Source organism: Flavobacterium difficile (assembly GCF_011392115.1).
Lineage (GTDB): Bacteria > Bacteroidota > Bacteroidia > Flavobacteriales > Flavobacteriaceae > Flavobacterium > Flavobacterium difficile.
The window spans coordinates 480004-495166 of record NZ_JAAJBT010000002.1 but is presented as its reverse complement, the minus strand read 5'-3'; the positions used below and the strand labels follow the sequence as shown (position 1 = coordinate 495166).

Genomic DNA, 15163 nt, shown 5'->3' with positions numbered 1-15163 from the left:
GAGTACGAAACAAAATTAGTCATAATTATAATAAAACCTTATGAAAATTTCCTTTTTTTTAGTAATATTGAGAGCTATTAAGAAAAAGATGACAAAACTTAAAATATTCCTGTTTTTTATATTTACCCTAGTTTCATTTGCACAAAATGAAAGTAAGATTGATGCAAAAATTATTGAAAAAGGAAAAAAAATTGAAGTACTTCAAGAAATTACATTTTCCAATACTTCCTCTTCTACGCTTACAGAAATTGCTTTAAACGACTGGAACAATGCCTTTTCGAGTAAAAATTCTGCTTTAGCTAGAAAATTTTCTGACGAATTTAATAGAAGTTTTCATCTGTCTAAAAAAACCGATAGAGGTGAAACACAAATTTTAGAAATAACCAATTCTAACACCACTCCACTTGAATTTTACAGAACAGAAAATCAGGTTGATATTTTAAGAATAAAGTTAGCAGAACCACTAAATATTGGAGAAAGCACTACTTTGAAAATTAAATATGTCATAGTTTTGCCAAATTCGAAATTTACGAAATATGGGTTTTCTGAAAATAAATTATTAATAAAAAACTGTTTTTTGACTTTAGCTGCATTTGATACTGAAACGCAAAGTGAAGAAAATAGTGATGACTTAACATCAGAAATATCCAATTATAAAATTAATTTACAACATGATAATTTATATGTAACAACCGATTTAAATGTTATTAACACAAATTCAAGCACTTCTGTGTTGTCTGGAAATGCTAGATCTAATTTTTTTATAGCCCTAGAGAATGAAATAAGTTATGAAGAATTTAAAAATGAAGACATAACAATAGTTACAAATTTAAAAAGTAAAGACGTTCCAATCTATTATAAAGTACTGGTTATTAATAAAATCACAAATTTTGTTAAAGAAAAAATTGGCAGCTCTAATCCAGAAAAAATTGTAATTTCTCAAGAAGATTATGACCGTGAAGCATTTTATGGTTTAAATGAATTACCATCATTTATTTCTCCTTTTAATGATGACTTTGTTTTCGAATTAAAATTTTTAAAAACCTACTTAAATAACTTTTTAGCCGCCAATTTAAAAATTAATTTCAGAAAAGATCATTGGATTTTAGAGGGAATTCAACATTATTACATCAAAAAATACATTGATGAAAATTATCCAGATATTAAAGCATTTGGTAAATTATCGCGATTTAAAATTTTAAAAAAATATAAGTTAATTAACATGAATTTTTCTGAACAATTCATCTATAATTATTTATTGATGGCCAGAAAAAATATCGATCAACCTGTCGGAACTGATAAAAACACACAAATAAAATTCAATGAAAAAATAGCTGGAAAATTCAAAGCAGGATTAGCACTACACTATTTAAATGAATACTTGGAAACTTCTATTTTGGAAACTTCTATCTTTCAATTTGTTGAAAAAAATAAAATAAAAAAAACGACAAGTAACGACTTCAAAAACATTCTTGAAAAAAATGCAAATAAAAATTTAGACTGGTTTTTTAACGATTTAATTTATTCCAGAAACAAAATTGACTACAAAATAACAGCAGCAAAAAAAACTGCAGATTCCATTGATATTACACTGAAAAATGTTGGCGATGCAAAAGTTCCAATTTCAATGTATGCTTACAACAAAAATAAATTAATTCAAAAATATTGGATAGATAACAATACTAAAACTTTTACTTATAAAATTAAAAATGATAGTATTACAAAACTAATTTTGAATGATACTTATGAAATTCCTGAAATTAACAACAACAATAACAGTTACAAACTAAAAAACAGATTTTTAGGAAATAGAAAAATCAGATTTACACTTTTTAAGGATATTGAAGATTCAAAATTCAATCAAATTTTTTATGTTCCAACTACAGAATTCAATCTTTATGATGGAGTTTTATTGGGTATGAAATTCAATAATAAATCGGTTATAAATAAGCCGTTTGTATATGATGTTACTCCAAATTATTCAACAAAAACAAAAACTTTAGCTGGAAGTGCTAGTTTTAGCTTTAACGATCAAAACAGAAACAGCACTTTTTTTAATACACGTTACGGAATTTCTGGAACGCAATTGCATTATGCTCCTGATGCTTTTTACACTAAAATCACTCCTAGTATCAATTTTAGTTTCAGGAATCCAAATTTCAGAAAAAATGAAGGTGAAGGAATTACCCTTCGTCAAGTGTATGTAAATAGAGAAAAATCGAACTTCGTAACTACCAGAAACACTGAAAATTATTCGGTATTCAACTTAAGATATGGCTATAGTACTAGCGAATTAATTCAACAATTTTCTTATGGTGGCGATTTACAAGTTTCAAGTACTTTTGGAAAAATTTCAGGACAAATTCAATATCGAAAGCTTTTCGAAAATAATCGTTACATAAACCTAAGAGCATTTGGTGGTTTTTTTACACACAACGATAATACCAATGATTTTTTTAGTTTCGGAATAGACCGACCATCCGACTATTTATTTGATTATGCTCTAATAGGTAGAAGTGAAAGTACGGGTTTATTTAGCAGACAATTTGTAAATGCAGAAGGCGCTTTTAAATCAATTTTCGAAACCCGATTTGCCAATCAATACATTTTCACAACTAATGTTAGCTTTAACATTTGGAACTGGATTGAATTATATGGTGATGTGGGAACCTACAAAAATCAGGGATTTAATGCCAAATACATTTATGACAGTGGTGTGCATTTGAATTTAGTACAAGATTATTTTGAATTATTTTTCCCGATATATTCTTCTAACGGTTTCGAATTAAACGATAAAAATTATGGAGAAAGAATTCGTTTCATAGTAACGTTAAGTCCAAAAACTTTAACATCATTATTTACCAGAAGATGGTTTTAGATTTTATTTGACTCAACAAAAATTCACAGATTTTGAAGAATCATTCTATTATAATTTAAGAAAAAATATCGTCTTATAAATTGATATCAATTGGTATTGAATTTCTAATATTTTACATTATTCATAAATAAAAAGTAATAATCAAACATTTCTTTAAAGTATTTTTAGTTAAATTGGAATAAAAATATACATTATTCATAAAAACACCCATACAATGTAAATATTTCAATTTTTTGTTTAAATTTGTATCAAAGCATTGAACTATTATGAGCAAATCAAAAACTGCAGAAACATTATCTTTCGAAGATTTCAAAAAAGAGGTTTTAACCGATTTTAAAATTGCATCTGTTAGCCGTGAATGTAGTCTTCTTGGAAGAAAAGAAGTACTTACAGGAAAAGCTAAATTTGGTATTTTTGGTGATGGAAAAGAAGTGCCGCAATTGGCCTTAGCGAAAGCCTTCCAAAATGGCGATTTCCGTTCAGGATATTATCGTGACCAAACGTTTATGATGGCTATTGGCGAATTGTCAATCGTTCAGTTTTTTGCAGGTTTATACGGTCATGCCGATATAAATTTTGATCCAATGAGCGCTGGTCGACAAATGGGTGGACACTTTGCTACTCATTCTTTAGACGAAAATGGAAATTGGAAAAACTTAACCAAACAAAAGAATTCTAGTGCCGATATCTCTCCTACTGCTGGGCAAATGCCTCGTTTATTAGGTTTGGCACAAGCCTCAAAAATATATAGAAATGTTTCAGTCATTCCAACTGAGAATAATTTTTCAGTAAAAGGAAACGAAGTCGCTTGGGGAACAATTGGAAATGCCTCTACATCTGAAGGTTTGTTTTTCGAAACTATAAATGCTGCTGGTGTGTTACAAGTACCAATGGTAATGAGTGTATGGGATGACGAATACGGAATTTCAGTTCATGCCAAATACCAAACAACTAAAGAAAATATTTCAGAAATATTAAAAGGATTACAACGTGATGAAGAAAATAATGGTTACGAAATTTTCCAAGTTAAAGGTTGGGATTATCCAGCTTTAGTGGAAACTTACCAAAAAGCTTCAGAAGTTGCCAGAAAAGAACATGTACCCGTTTTAATTCACGTAAACGAATTGACTCAACCACAAGGACATTCCACTTCAGGTTCTCATGAACGATACAAAAACGCAGAACGTTTGGCTTGGGAAGCTGAATTCGACTGTGTCGCGCAAATGAAAAAATGGATGATTGCAAACAATATCGCTTCTGAAGAAGAGTTAAACGATATTGAAGCAGCGTCTAAAAAAGAAGTATTAGAAGGTAAAAAACAAGCTTGGGCGAATTATTTGTCTGCTATTAAAGAAGACCAAGCCGCAACAGTTGCAATTTTAAATCAAGTGGCTCAACACTCTGAAAATAAAGTTTTCATTGAAAAATATGCCAATGATATTGCTGCGATTAAAGAACCAATCAGAAAAGATTTATTAGTTGTAGCTAGAAAAGTATTAAGAATGCTTTCTGGTTCAAACAGAGAAACTTTAGCTACTTGGATTTCTAACTTTATTGAAAGAATTCAACCTAAATACAGCTCGCACTTATTTTCAGAATCGAATCAAAATATTGCCTCAACCACTGAAGTAAAACCTACTTACGATGAATCGGCTGAAGAAGTTGATGCGCGTTTAGTATTAAGAGATAACTTCGATAAAATTTTCGCAACTTATCCAGAAACTTTAATTTTTGGTGAAGATGCAGGAAATATCGGTGATGTGAACCAAGGTTTAGAAGGGATGCAAGAAAAATATGGAGAATTACGTGTTTCCGATGCTGGAATTCGTGAAGCTACCATTTTAGGTCAAGGTATCGGAATGGCAATGCGTGGTTTACGTCCGATTGCTGAAATTCAGTATTTAGATTATTTGTTATACGCCATTCAAATTATGAGTGACGATTTAGCAACCTTACAATATAGAACACATGGCCGTCAAAAATCACCATTAATTATCAGAACTCGCGGTCACCGTTTAGAAGGTATTTGGCATTCTGGTTCGCCAATGGGAATGATTATTAACGCAATTCGTGGCATACATGTATTAGTTCCAAGAAACATGACCAAAGCGGCAGGTTTTTATAATACTTTATTAAAAACTGACGAACCTGCTTTAGTAATTGAATGTTTAAATGGATACCGTTTAAAAGAAAAAATGCCAACGAATTTAGGTGAATTCCAAACGCCAATTGGTGTAGTAGAAACCATCAAAGAAGGAAAAGATATTACATTAGTTTCTTACGGTTCTACTTTAAGAATTGTAGAGCAAGCTGCAAAAGAATTATTAGAAAACGGAATTGACGCTGAAATCATTGATATTCAATCATTATTACCATTCGATATTAATAAGGACATTGTAAAATCAGTAGCTAAAACCAATCGTTTGTTAGTCATTGACGAAGACGTTCCTGGTGGTGCAAGTGCTTTCATTTTACAAGAAATTATTGAAAATCAAAACGCGTATCAACATTTAGACAGCGCGCCACAAACACTAACAGCTAAGGCCCACCGCCCAAGTTATGGAACAGATGGTGATTATTTCTCTAAACCAAGTGCCGAAGATATTTTTGAAAAAGTATACGAAATGATGCACGAATTCAATCCGAGCAAGTTTCCAAAATTATATTAATTAAAAACTCAAATATTAAAATAGGAAGTAGTAATTTTGCTTCCTATTTTTTTATGACTAAAATTTACATCGAATGGCAAATACCTATATCGCATACCATTTTACAATTGAACCAGCAGCATTAGGTTCAGAAATTTTAATTGCACAATTAGAGGAAACCGCTTTTGAAAGCTTTGAAGAAACAGAAGAAGGTGTTGCTGCTTATGTTCAAAAAGACGTTTGGACTGAACATATTTTAAATGATATTGAAATTCTAACGAATGAAAATTTTAAAATTTCTTATACAACAAATGAAATTGAGCCAGTAAATTGGAACGAAGAATGGGAAAAGAACTTCACTCCTATTGATGTGGACGGAATTTGTCATGTTCGTGCACCCTTTCATCCAGCAACTTCTGCCAAATACGAAATTGTAATCGAACCAAAAATGAGTTTCGGAACGGGGCATCACGAAACCACACACATGATGATTCAACATCTTATAGAATTAGACGTAACGAACAAAAAAACAATTGATATGGGTTGTGGAACTGCGATTTTAGCCATCTTGGCTGAAATGAAAGGCGCACATCCAATTGATGCGGTTGATATTGACAATTGGTGTTATTTAAACTCCATTGAAAATGCGGAACGTAACAATTGCAAACACATTTCAGTTTATGAAGGTGATGCTTCTTGGTTAACTGATGGTCAGAAATACGATATTTTCATTGCAAATATCAATAGAAATATTTTATTGAATGACATGGCGACTTACGTAAACTGCATGAATGACAAGGCTGTTTTATTATTAAGCGGATTTTATACCGAAGATTTTGAAGCAATTAACGAATGTTGTGAAAAATTAGGGCTAACTTTTGAATCGAAAAAGGAAAGAAATAACTGGTTAGGTTTGAAATACACAAAAAATTAGTAATTTTGTACCAGAATAAATTATTAGTTATGAGCACATTAACAGAAACATTAGAAGAAGTATTAGTTGAAGAAGCAGTTGGTGTAAACAACGAAATTATTTTGTACAACGATGATGTCAATACATTTGACCATGTGATTGAAATGTTAGTCAAAATTTGTGACCACACTTGGGAACAAGCCGAACAATGCGCCATTTTAGTACATTACAAAGGACAATGCACAGTAAAAACTGGTGAACTTTCTAAACTGAAACCGCAATGCACTTCCTTACAAGATGCAGGTTTAAGTGCTGTTATCATATAAAAAAAATCGACCAATAGGTCGATTTTTTTTTCTTTGTTGCTTTTAATGAGGCAATTTATTTTTTAAAGTTCCATAAATGTACGTTCCGAACAAGGCGCCAAGTAAAACAATACATATAGACAAAACACCATTTCCAATTAAAATAAAAATCGGACCAGGACAACTACCTACTAAACCCCAACCCAATCCAAACATCGTGCCTCCGATGCTATATCTAGAGAACGAAAAATCTTTATCTTGAATGTCAATTTCGGCACCTTTAAAGCCTTGAATCTCTTTCTTTTTGATCAAATAAATTCCAGTTACACCAACAAAAACGGCTGTGCCAATAATTCCATACATATGAAAACTCTGAAACATAAACATTTCATAAATTCTGTACCATGAAACGGCTTCTGCTTTTGTTAATACAATTCCGAAAACAATACCAACTATAAAAAACTTAATTAATTTCATTTGTTTATTTTATTTTTTTAAAGGTCAAATACATTCGTATAATTTAATGTTTGAAACAGAAACTATACTTTACTTACGTTATCATTCTATTACGAACCAAAAATTAATGGAATTAAAAAATGTGCAGAAATTAATCCTCCAACAAAGAAACCAATAACTGCAATTAAAGATGGGATTTGCAAATTACTTAATCCAGAAATAGCATGACCTGAAGTACAACCTCCAGCATAAGGTGTCCCAAATCCGATTAAAAATCCGCCTACTAATAAAATAAAAAATCCTTTTACAGAAAATGCATTTTCTAAACTAAATAAAGCATCAGGACCAATTTTTCCATTCGGTTCGTCAATGTTTAGAGCCTTTAAATTTTCAATTGTTTTAGGGTTAATTTGTAATATATCAGTAGAATCCATCAAAAAGTAAGAAGCAATAAAACCACCTACAACAGCACCCAATGCAATAGATAAATTCCACTTTTGAGCCTTCCAATCAAAATCAAAATATTCGATTTTCTTTTTAGCAAACGTCATACTACAAATATTTCTTAAGTTAGAGGACATTCCAAAAGTTTTACCAAAATAGGTTAACACCAACATAATTAATCCGATTAAAAAACCAGAAACCGCCCAATGCCAAGTCCCATGAATTACTTCCATATATAGTATAAAATTATTTTTGATTAGTATATTTGCAATAATTTTCAAAGATACATAAAATGAGTAAATTTAAAATAGAATTTAAATGGGCAATATACTACACTTTTTTAGGAATTATGTGGTTTCAACTAGAAAAATATTTGGGTTATCATGATGAAAAAATTGCCTTTCATCCCGTTTTCACAAACTTTATTTACATTTTTATCTTTTTAATTTATCTTCTTTTTTTAGTTGATAAGAAAAAAAACTTTTTTAACGGTGTAATGTCGTGGCAGCAAGGTTTGCTTTCAGGCGTCATTTTAGCACTTTTTGCAATGGTATTAACCCCATTTGCTTTATACTTTTCCTTAAAATATGTTAATCCGAATTTTTTCGAAAGCATGATCAACTATTCGGTTTCCAAAGGAATGAAATTGGAAAATGCTACCGCTTTATTTGATACTACAACCTATATGTTATTTGCAGCATTTGGTACTTTTTCTTTTGGTATACTATTTGCAGCACTTGCAGCAGCACTAATAAAAACTAAAAAATAATTTCTAATGCGAAAAATATTAATTGCTAGTATACTACTTCTTTTTGTTTCTTGTGTAAGCACCAAAAACACGATTCAAAATATTGATGAAACAGCCGTTTTACCGAATATTGTTGGTGGTCAGTTTGTATTAACTGAAACTGCTTCTGATTCAAAATATGGTTTTAGCGAATTTTATCCAATCAATTTGGGATTTTCTTTGTATGAAAACAGTAATAACTTAAATGTAAATCGTTTTTTCAATTCGTTAACGGGTCCAAATGGAGAAAAAGTAACCTATAAACTAATTGAAACATGTTGTCCTTTCCCAAGTAAAAAAAATAAAATGGGTGCAGGAACATTAGATTTATATGAAATTTATTTTAATGAACAACCCACGAATAAAAAAATATACATCAATACATTTGAAAAAGGGAAAGTAATGTGTCCGAAAGGATTTGGAATAAAAAAAATCTAAACTTCTATCGACTAAACCTTTAACTTTAATTATCTTTGCACCACAAATAAACAACTACAGATGAACTTAGAAAATATTCCTCAAATAAAGCATTTAAACAGCGGTAATTTTTTTGTATTGGCAGGACCATGTGCTATTGAAGGCGAAGAAATGGCTTTACAAATTGCTGAAAAATTAGTTACTATAACAAACAATTTAAAAATACCATTTGTTTTTAAAGGAAGTTTTAAAAAAGCAAACCGTTCAAGAATTGATAGCTTTTCGGGAATTGGTGATGAAAAAGCATTAAAAATATTAGAAAAAGTAGCTAAAGAATTTGGTGTTCCAACTATTACAGACATTCATACCAATGAAGATGCGGCTATGGCTGCTGCTTATGTGGATGTGTTGCAAATTCCCGCTTTTTTAGTGCGTCAAACGGATTTAGTAGTTGCTGCGGCAAAAACAGGTAAAACTGTAAATTTAAAAAAGGGACAATTTATGAGTCCAGAAAGTATGAAACACGCCGCTCAGAAAGTTAAAGATTGTGGAAATGATAATTTTATGATTACCGATAGAGGTACGATGTTTGGTTATCAAGACATGATTGTTGATTTTAGAGGTATTCCAACGATGAAAGAATTTGGAACAACCGTATTAGATGTTACACATTCTTTACAACAACCAAATCAAACGAGTGGAGTCACAGGCGGAAGACCAGATATGATTGAAACTATCGCTAAAGCTGGAATTGTAACAGGTGTTGATGGAATTTTTATTGAAACCCATTTCGATCCTGCAAATGCAAAATCTGATGGTGCAAACATGCTACATTTAGATTATTTTGAAGGCTTAATGACAAAACTAGTTGCTATTCGTCAAACCATAAATACATTTTAAGAAAACTAGAACGCCCAAATGAAAAAAATAGCAACATTAATAATCACTTTAACAGCCATAACCAGCTTCGCTCAAACAGAAAATAAAGGAGATTTACCCGTTTTAAAAGAAAATTACACTTCACATAATAAAGGAAAATTTTACATATTTTGGGGTGGAAACCGTGAAACTTACTCAAAATCCGACATAAGATTTACTGGAGATAATTACGATTTCGTAGTTCACGATGCTCAGGCTAATGATAAACCAAAAGGCTATCATATTGATTATGTAAATCCAGCAAGAATGACAATTCCTCAAACTAATTTCAGATTGGGTTATTTTATTAACGACAAGTATAATATTTCTATTGGTTTTGATCACATGAAATATGTTTTTAAACAAAATCAAACTGCAAATGTTAGCGGTTATGTAAACCTTCCAGTTACTGAAAATGGTGCGATTTATAATGGCAATTATAACAATACACCCGTTAATTTTTATACGAATTATACGCCTGATAACGACTCAAATCCGCCGCCCTTTTTAACTTTTGAACATACTGATGGCTTGAATTATATCAATACTGAGTTTTCAAGAGTTGATGATATTTCTTCTAAATTATTCAAATCTTGGAACAGCGATAAATTTCAAATTAATGTAACGGAAGGTATTGGTGCTGGAATATTATTACCAAAAACGAATACTAGATTATTAGGAAAAGATAGATACGATCAATTTCACATATCTGGATTCGGAATTTCAGCAAAAGCTGGATTAAATTTTACTATTTTCAAACATTTTTTCTTGCAAACAGAAGTAAAAGGTGGTTACATTGAAATGAATAACATTAGAACTACGCAATTTAAAAACGACAAAGCTGCACAAAACTTCTGGTTTTTACAGAGTATAATTACAGTTGGAGGAATTTTTAGATTGTAAGGAAGCAATCTTATAAATTATGAAACGTGGTATTTTATAGTATCACGTTTTTTTATACAACAACTTTGCTTCTTGTATCACTTCTCTTAATATATTATCTGGAATGGTATCCAAAGAAAAATAACGTAAAGATTTAATTTGAGTTCTGCCTTCGGAATTTAAATAACCCATATGATTCGTTAATTGATTTCCATAAAAGAAAGCCACATCAACAAATTTCTTTTTTTGACTAACATTAATGTAGCAAAATGGTTTATTTCCATCATAATAAAAAGGAATTTTCCATTTAAAAAGCATGACAACCTCAGGAAACTCTTGTTCTATAACACCACAAACATAATGTATAATTTCCTGATATTGTTGTGGTTGATTTAAAATATAAAGCGCTGCAGGTTTCATCAAAACTAATATTTATCCAAAAATAAATAAAAAAAGTTGTGTATTTCACTTTTTATTAATTACTTTGTTTTTCAAAGCACTTTAAAATGGAAGAAAAAAATTATTTAAACGACTTAAAAGACATTAAAGAAATGATGCGTAAATCGTCGCAATTTATTTCTTTAAGCGGTTTGTCTGGTGTATTGGCGGGTATTTATGCATTAGTTGGCGGTTGGTATGCCAATGAATTAATTGATAAATACTTTGCAAATGAGTATTTGACTTATGAAAGTGCGCAAGTATTAGAAAATAAATTAATTGTAATTGCTTTAGTAATCATACATTTATCTATATTTTCAGGTTTACTTTTAAGTAATTCAAAATCAAAAAAGTTAGGTGTAAAATTATGGAACGAAACTTCTAAAAGATTAGTTATAAATTTCGGAATTCCTTTAGCTACTGGTGGTGTTTTAGTTTTAATTTTAATTGAAAGACAATTTTACGAATTGATTATTCCTACAACCTTACTTTTTTATGGTATGGCTTGTATCCACGCAAGTAAATATACTTTAGGTGATGTCAAATACCTTGGAATTACCATAACAATTATTGGATTATTATCTGCTTACTTTTACCAATACAGCATTCCTTTATGGATGTTAGGCTTCGGGTTTTGCCATATTTTTTATGGCGGAATGATGTGGTTTAAATATGATAGAAATAAATAAACAAAGTATCAAATGAAAAAAATAATTCTTTCAATAGTTTCAATTTGTATGGTGCTTCTATTTTCATGTGGAAATAGTAAAACCAACTTTACTGAATTTCAAAACGGAGATATTATTTTTCAAACTTCAGAATCTGAACAATGCGAAGCAGTTAGAATAGCCACCAATTCTAAATTTTCTCATTGTGGTATCATTTTTATAGAAGAAGGAAAAACGTATGTATATGAAGCGGTTCAACCAGTTAAAATTACACTTTTGTCTGATTGGATTACACATGGAAAAGATGCAAAATATGTTGTCAAACGTTTAAAAAAATCAGTAGCACAACTTACTGATTCGCAAGTGAAAGCAATGAAAACCTATGGGTCAAAGTTGCTAAATAAAAACTATGATATTTATTTAGGTTGGTCAGATTCGGAAATGTATTGTTCTGAATTAGTATGGAAAATCTATCAAAATGGAGCTAATATTGAAATTTGCGAAACGAAAGAATTGAAAGATTTTAATTTAGAAAATCCGCTAGTTAAAAGAATTTTATATCAGCGCTATGGTTCTCAAATTCCGTTTAATGAAAAAGTAGTTGCACCATCACAATTACACGATTCTGAATTATTATAAGTAGTTTTTGATAATTATTAATACTTTTGCAAAAGTAAATAAATAGACACTGAAACAAGTTCAGTATAAACCATGAAAAACATCATCCAAAATATCAACAAAGCATTTGACCATAGAATACGACTCGGAATTATGTCGGTTCTAATGGTGAATGAATCTGTGGATTTTAATGCGATGAAAGAATTTTTAGGTGCTACTGACGGAAATTTAGCCAGTCACATCAAAGCTTTAGAATCCGATGAATTTATTGCCGTTGAAAAACAATTTATTGGTAAAAAGCCCAATACAAAATATAGCATTACTCCTATTGGTAAAAAAGCCTTTCAGGATCATATTGCTGCGCTAGAAAAATTATTAAAAACAAAATAACCCTATTTTTTTAATCATATACTTTGAATTTCAAAGTACTTTAACTATAAGTAAAAAACCCAAAATATTTAAATTAATATTAAATAAACATATCTATAAAATGAACAAAATCATCACTATTTACGTTTTAAATCGAAAACAAGACACTTTGATTTGGTTGGCTTCAATAGTAGCCATTACTTTATTATTACTTAGAGTAAAAATTACACATACTATGTATCTCTTATTTTTAATATGGAATTTATTTTTAGCAATAATTCCTTATGTTTTGTCATCGAATATTTACTCAAATTTTTTTGATTCAACTAAAAAATTTCAAAACTGTGTTTCTGCTTTTATTTGGGTGTTATTCATTCCAAACACATTCTACATCTTAACTGATTTTACTCATTTGCATTTCAAAGACTCTTTACAATTTGGCTTAGATCTGCTCATTTTATCAAGTTTTAGTATTGCTGGATTTTATATTGGCTTGCTTTCCTTACATCACATTCATCAATTAACTATGGCGAAATACGGCAACAAAATGGGATACTTATTTATAGTGTCAATTAGTTTTTTATCTGCTTTTGGAATTTATTTAGGACGAGTGTTACGTTATAACAGTTGGGATATTATTTCCAAGCCGATTGCATTAGTTTATACATCAATTGAAGCGCTTTTTAAGATTGAAACTATCATTTACACAATTCAATTCGGATTAATGATACTAATTAGTTACATCATTTTCTATAACTTGAAAGTGAAGAATTATAACCACAAGACAGATTAAATAAATGATTTAAATGATAGAATGTTCTTTTTAAATCTATTGACTATTAGATTTTTAAAATTACAGTTGGTATTACTATATTATTTTTTACACATTATCAATTTTTAAAAAACCAAACATTACAGCTTTTCATTAGCTTATATCGGTTTATAAAATAAATATTTAAATGAATATGTGTTTATTCGATATTTATTTTTTTACATAAAAAACTCCGATAGCCATATAAATACTATCGGAGTTTTAAATTTTAATTTGAGAATTTATTTGATATATTTTTCAATCCATTTGTCCCAAAATTTAGTATAAATTGCTAAAATGGTAAGTAAAAACAAAAAGAAATAATACCAAGCATTAGTTACTAAATCTAACCAACTTAACGCTCCTTTAGAAAAACTAATGATTAATAATACCTGAGCACCATATGGTAACAAACCTTGAAAAACACAAGAAAAAATATCTAAAATGGTTGCTGTTTTTTTGGCATTAAGTCCGAATTCATCGTTAATTTCTTTGGCGATTCCTCCAGTAACTACAATCGAAACCGTATTGTTTGCAATCGCCACATTTACCAAACCTACAAGAGCTCCAATACCCATTTGTGCAGAACGTTTCGTTTTTACACGTTTTTTTATTTGATGTAATAAAAAGGCAATACCTCCAGCTTTTTCAACTAAAGCCGCTAAACCACCCGTTAACATCGATAACAGAAAAATATCTGTCATACTTGTAAATCCTTGATAAATGGCTTTAGAAAAAGTTAAAATCGTAAAATCACCAATCGTAAATCCTAAAATACCAGCTGCAACGATTCCTATAATTAAAGTAACGAAAACATTTATGCCGATAACCGCCAAGACAATTACTAAAATATAAGGCATAATAGAAATCAATTCATAATCACCAGCTTGTACTGGAATTTGACTACCACCATAACCTAAAAACAGTAAAACCAAAAGCGTTAATACAGCTGCAGGAAGTGCAATTAATAAGTTAATTTTAAATTTATCTTTCATTTGACATTCCAATGACTGAGTTGCCGCAATGGTAGTATCTGAAATCATAGATAAATTATCACCAAACATGGCTCCTCCTAATAATGCACCACCAATTAAAGGCAATGAGGCACCCGATTTATCTGCTAACGAAATTGCAATAGGACCTAAAGCTACGATACAGCCTACTGAAGTTCCTGTAGCGGTAGATAAAAAAGAAGCAATAACAAAAATTCCTAAAGGAAAAAAAGAAGAATTTATATTTTCTATTCCTAAATTTACAACAGCATCTACTCCACCAGTTACAGAAGTTACAGTCGCAAAAGCACCAGCCAAAAGGTAAATTAAACACATGGTTATAATTTTGGAATCACCACAACCAGCAATTAATTGATCTACTTTTTCATCTGTACTATTTTTAAATAAGATAAAAGCGGTGATAATTCCTAACGTTACAGCTACAGATGAAGGCAGCGCATAAAAATCATTAAATAAGATTCCACTTCCTAAAAAAGTGAAAATAAAAACTGCCAAAGGCAACAAAGCAAAAAGACTACCTTGATTTTGATTTGAATTCATAAAATATTATTTTTTTTAAATTATATCTCACGAATAATTCATCAAAAACAATAAAAAT

The 15163-nt window shown here is 30.1% G+C and carries 16 protein-coding genes; 12 read left to right on the top strand and 4 right to left on the bottom strand.

All coding sequences use genetic code 11. The annotated features are described in order from the left end of the window. Positions 1-88: 88 nt before the first annotated feature. The 4 genes from G4D72_RS05195 (at position 89) to G4D72_RS05180 (ending at position 6765) form a co-directional block, all read left to right on the top strand. Positions 89-2878, top strand: coding sequence for a M1 family metallopeptidase (locus tag G4D72_RS05195; RefSeq protein ID WP_166076561.1), 2790 nt, complete (start codon positions 89-91; stop codon positions 2876-2878). A 266-nt stretch (positions 2879-3144) separates the two neighbouring features. Beyond that, positions 3145-5547, top strand: a complete 2403-nt coding sequence (locus G4D72_RS05190) for an alpha-ketoacid dehydrogenase subunit alpha/beta (protein ID WP_166076560.1) — start codon at positions 3145-3147, stop codon at positions 5545-5547. A 73-nt stretch (positions 5548-5620) separates the two neighbouring features. Further along, positions 5621-6460: a 50S ribosomal protein L11 methyltransferase gene (gene prmA / locus G4D72_RS05185; protein WP_166076559.1), complete on the top strand. Its 840-nt coding sequence runs from the start codon at positions 5621-5623 to the stop codon at positions 6458-6460. Positions 6461-6489: 29 nt separating this feature from the next. Continuing rightward, a complete protein-coding gene (locus G4D72_RS05180) occupies positions 6490-6765 on the top strand; it encodes an ATP-dependent Clp protease adaptor ClpS (RefSeq protein WP_166076558.1) in 276 nt (91 codons plus the stop codon). Positions 6766-6807: 42 nt separating this feature from the next. On the opposite strand, the gene G4D72_RS05175 is transcribed toward G4D72_RS05180, so the two are convergent. Together G4D72_RS05175 and G4D72_RS05170 are read right to left on the bottom strand one after the other, a co-directional pair. Beyond that, positions 6808-7221 (bottom strand): DUF6691 family protein, encoded by a 414-nt coding sequence (locus tag G4D72_RS05175; RefSeq protein ID WP_166076556.1) that lies wholly within the window; start codon positions 7219-7221, stop codon positions 6808-6810. 89 nt (positions 7222-7310) lie between these two features. Further along, entirely contained in the window at positions 7311-7877 is a 567-nt protein-coding gene (locus G4D72_RS05170) for a YeeE/YedE family protein (RefSeq protein ID WP_166076555.1), read from the bottom strand. Between the two features lie 59 nt (positions 7878-7936). Here G4D72_RS05170 and G4D72_RS05165 point away from each other — a divergent pair, with 59 nt between their 5' ends. Genes G4D72_RS05165 through G4D72_RS05150 form a run of 4 tightly spaced genes read left to right on the top strand, consistent with a single transcriptional unit; the run spans position 7937 to position 10669 of the window. Beyond that, positions 7937-8413 carry a DUF4199 domain-containing protein gene (locus tag G4D72_RS05165; RefSeq protein WP_166076554.1) on the top strand — a complete coding sequence of 159 codons (477 nt, stop codon included), beginning with the start codon at positions 7937-7939 and terminating at the stop codon, positions 8411-8413. Between the two features lie 6 nt (positions 8414-8419). Beyond that, positions 8420-8869, top strand: coding sequence for a 2-dehydro-3-deoxyphosphooctonate aldolase (locus tag G4D72_RS05160; RefSeq protein WP_166076553.1), 450 nt, complete (start codon positions 8420-8422; stop codon positions 8867-8869). 60 nt (positions 8870-8929) lie between these two features. Continuing rightward, the gene (gene kdsA, locus G4D72_RS05155; protein WP_166076552.1) at positions 8930-9748 is read left to right on the top strand and encodes a 3-deoxy-8-phosphooctulonate synthase; all 819 of its coding nucleotides are present in this window, start codon (positions 8930-8932) and stop codon (positions 9746-9748) included. An 18-nt stretch (positions 9749-9766) separates the two neighbouring features. Beyond that, complete coding sequence (locus G4D72_RS05150; protein WP_166076550.1) at positions 9767-10669, top strand: hypothetical protein; 903 nt, start codon at positions 9767-9769, stop codon at positions 10667-10669. 42 nt (positions 10670-10711) lie between these two features. Here the strand turns inward: G4D72_RS05150 and G4D72_RS05145 are convergent, their stop codons facing one another. Further along, positions 10712-11068, bottom strand: coding sequence for a DUF1801 domain-containing protein (locus tag G4D72_RS05145; RefSeq protein WP_166076549.1), 357 nt, complete (start codon positions 11066-11068; stop codon positions 10712-10714). Between the two features lie 86 nt (positions 11069-11154). On the opposite strand from G4D72_RS05145, the gene G4D72_RS05140 reads away from it, so the two are divergent. The 4 genes from G4D72_RS05140 (at position 11155) to G4D72_RS05125 (ending at position 13534) form a co-directional block, all read left to right on the top strand. After that, a complete protein-coding gene (locus G4D72_RS05140; protein WP_166076548.1) occupies positions 11155-11775 on the top strand; it encodes a hypothetical protein in 621 nt (206 codons plus the stop codon). 12 nt (positions 11776-11787) lie between these two features. Next, a complete protein-coding gene (locus G4D72_RS05135) occupies positions 11788-12393 on the top strand; it encodes a YiiX family permuted papain-like enzyme (protein WP_166076547.1) in 606 nt (201 codons plus the stop codon). A 72-nt stretch (positions 12394-12465) separates the two neighbouring features. Beyond that, positions 12466-12762, top strand: coding sequence for a winged helix-turn-helix domain-containing protein (locus tag G4D72_RS05130; protein WP_166076546.1), 297 nt, complete (start codon positions 12466-12468; stop codon positions 12760-12762). Between the two features lie 100 nt (positions 12763-12862). Further along, positions 12863-13534, top strand: coding sequence for a DUF1361 domain-containing protein (locus G4D72_RS05125; RefSeq protein WP_166076545.1), 672 nt, complete (start codon positions 12863-12865; stop codon positions 13532-13534). A gap of 260 nt (positions 13535-13794) precedes the next feature. Here G4D72_RS05125 and G4D72_RS05120 read toward each other — a convergent pair whose 3' ends face one another. Then, positions 13795-15105: a Na+/H+ antiporter NhaC family protein gene (locus G4D72_RS05120; protein WP_166076544.1), complete on the bottom strand. Its 1311-nt coding sequence runs from the start codon at positions 15103-15105 to the stop codon at positions 13795-13797. Positions 15106-15163 lie beyond the last annotated feature (58 nt).

What these genes read in the sequence shown, in the direction of transcription:
- G4D72_RS05195 (WP_166076561.1), top strand. Translation starts at nt 89, where the DNA reads ATGACAAAACTTAAAATATTCCTGTTTTTTATATTTACCCTAGTTTCA.
- G4D72_RS05190 (WP_166076560.1), top strand. Translation starts at nt 3,145, where the DNA reads ATGAGCAAATCAAAAACTGCAGAAACATTATCTTTCGAAGATTTCAAA.
- prmA (WP_166076559.1), top strand. Translation starts at nt 5,621, where the DNA reads ATGGCAAATACCTATATCGCATACCATTTTACAATTGAACCAGCAGCA.
- G4D72_RS05180 (WP_166076558.1), top strand. Translation starts at nt 6,490, where the DNA reads ATGAGCACATTAACAGAAACATTAGAAGAAGTATTAGTTGAAGAAGCA.
- G4D72_RS05175 (WP_166076556.1), bottom strand. Translation starts at nt 7,221, where the DNA reads ATGAAATTAATTAAGTTTTTTATAGTTGGTATTGTTTTCGGAATTGTA.
- G4D72_RS05170 (WP_166076555.1), bottom strand. Translation starts at nt 7,877, where the DNA reads ATGGAAGTAATTCATGGGACTTGGCATTGGGCGGTTTCTGGTTTTTTA.
- G4D72_RS05165 (WP_166076554.1), top strand. Translation starts at nt 7,937, where the DNA reads ATGAGTAAATTTAAAATAGAATTTAAATGGGCAATATACTACACTTTT.
- G4D72_RS05160 (WP_166076553.1), top strand. Translation starts at nt 8,420, where the DNA reads ATGCGAAAAATATTAATTGCTAGTATACTACTTCTTTTTGTTTCTTGT.
- kdsA (WP_166076552.1), top strand. Translation starts at nt 8,930, where the DNA reads ATGAACTTAGAAAATATTCCTCAAATAAAGCATTTAAACAGCGGTAAT.
- G4D72_RS05150 (WP_166076550.1), top strand. Translation starts at nt 9,767, where the DNA reads ATGAAAAAAATAGCAACATTAATAATCACTTTAACAGCCATAACCAGC.
- G4D72_RS05145 (WP_166076549.1), bottom strand. Translation starts at nt 11,068, where the DNA reads ATGAAACCTGCAGCGCTTTATATTTTAAATCAACCACAACAATATCAG.
- G4D72_RS05140 (WP_166076548.1), top strand. Translation starts at nt 11,155, where the DNA reads ATGGAAGAAAAAAATTATTTAAACGACTTAAAAGACATTAAAGAAATG.
- G4D72_RS05135 (WP_166076547.1), top strand. Translation starts at nt 11,788, where the DNA reads ATGAAAAAAATAATTCTTTCAATAGTTTCAATTTGTATGGTGCTTCTA.
- G4D72_RS05130 (WP_166076546.1), top strand. Translation starts at nt 12,466, where the DNA reads ATGAAAAACATCATCCAAAATATCAACAAAGCATTTGACCATAGAATA.
- G4D72_RS05125 (WP_166076545.1), top strand. Translation starts at nt 12,863, where the DNA reads ATGAACAAAATCATCACTATTTACGTTTTAAATCGAAAACAAGACACT.
- G4D72_RS05120 (WP_166076544.1), bottom strand. Translation starts at nt 15,105, where the DNA reads ATGAATTCAAATCAAAATCAAGGTAGTCTTTTTGCTTTGTTGCCTTTG.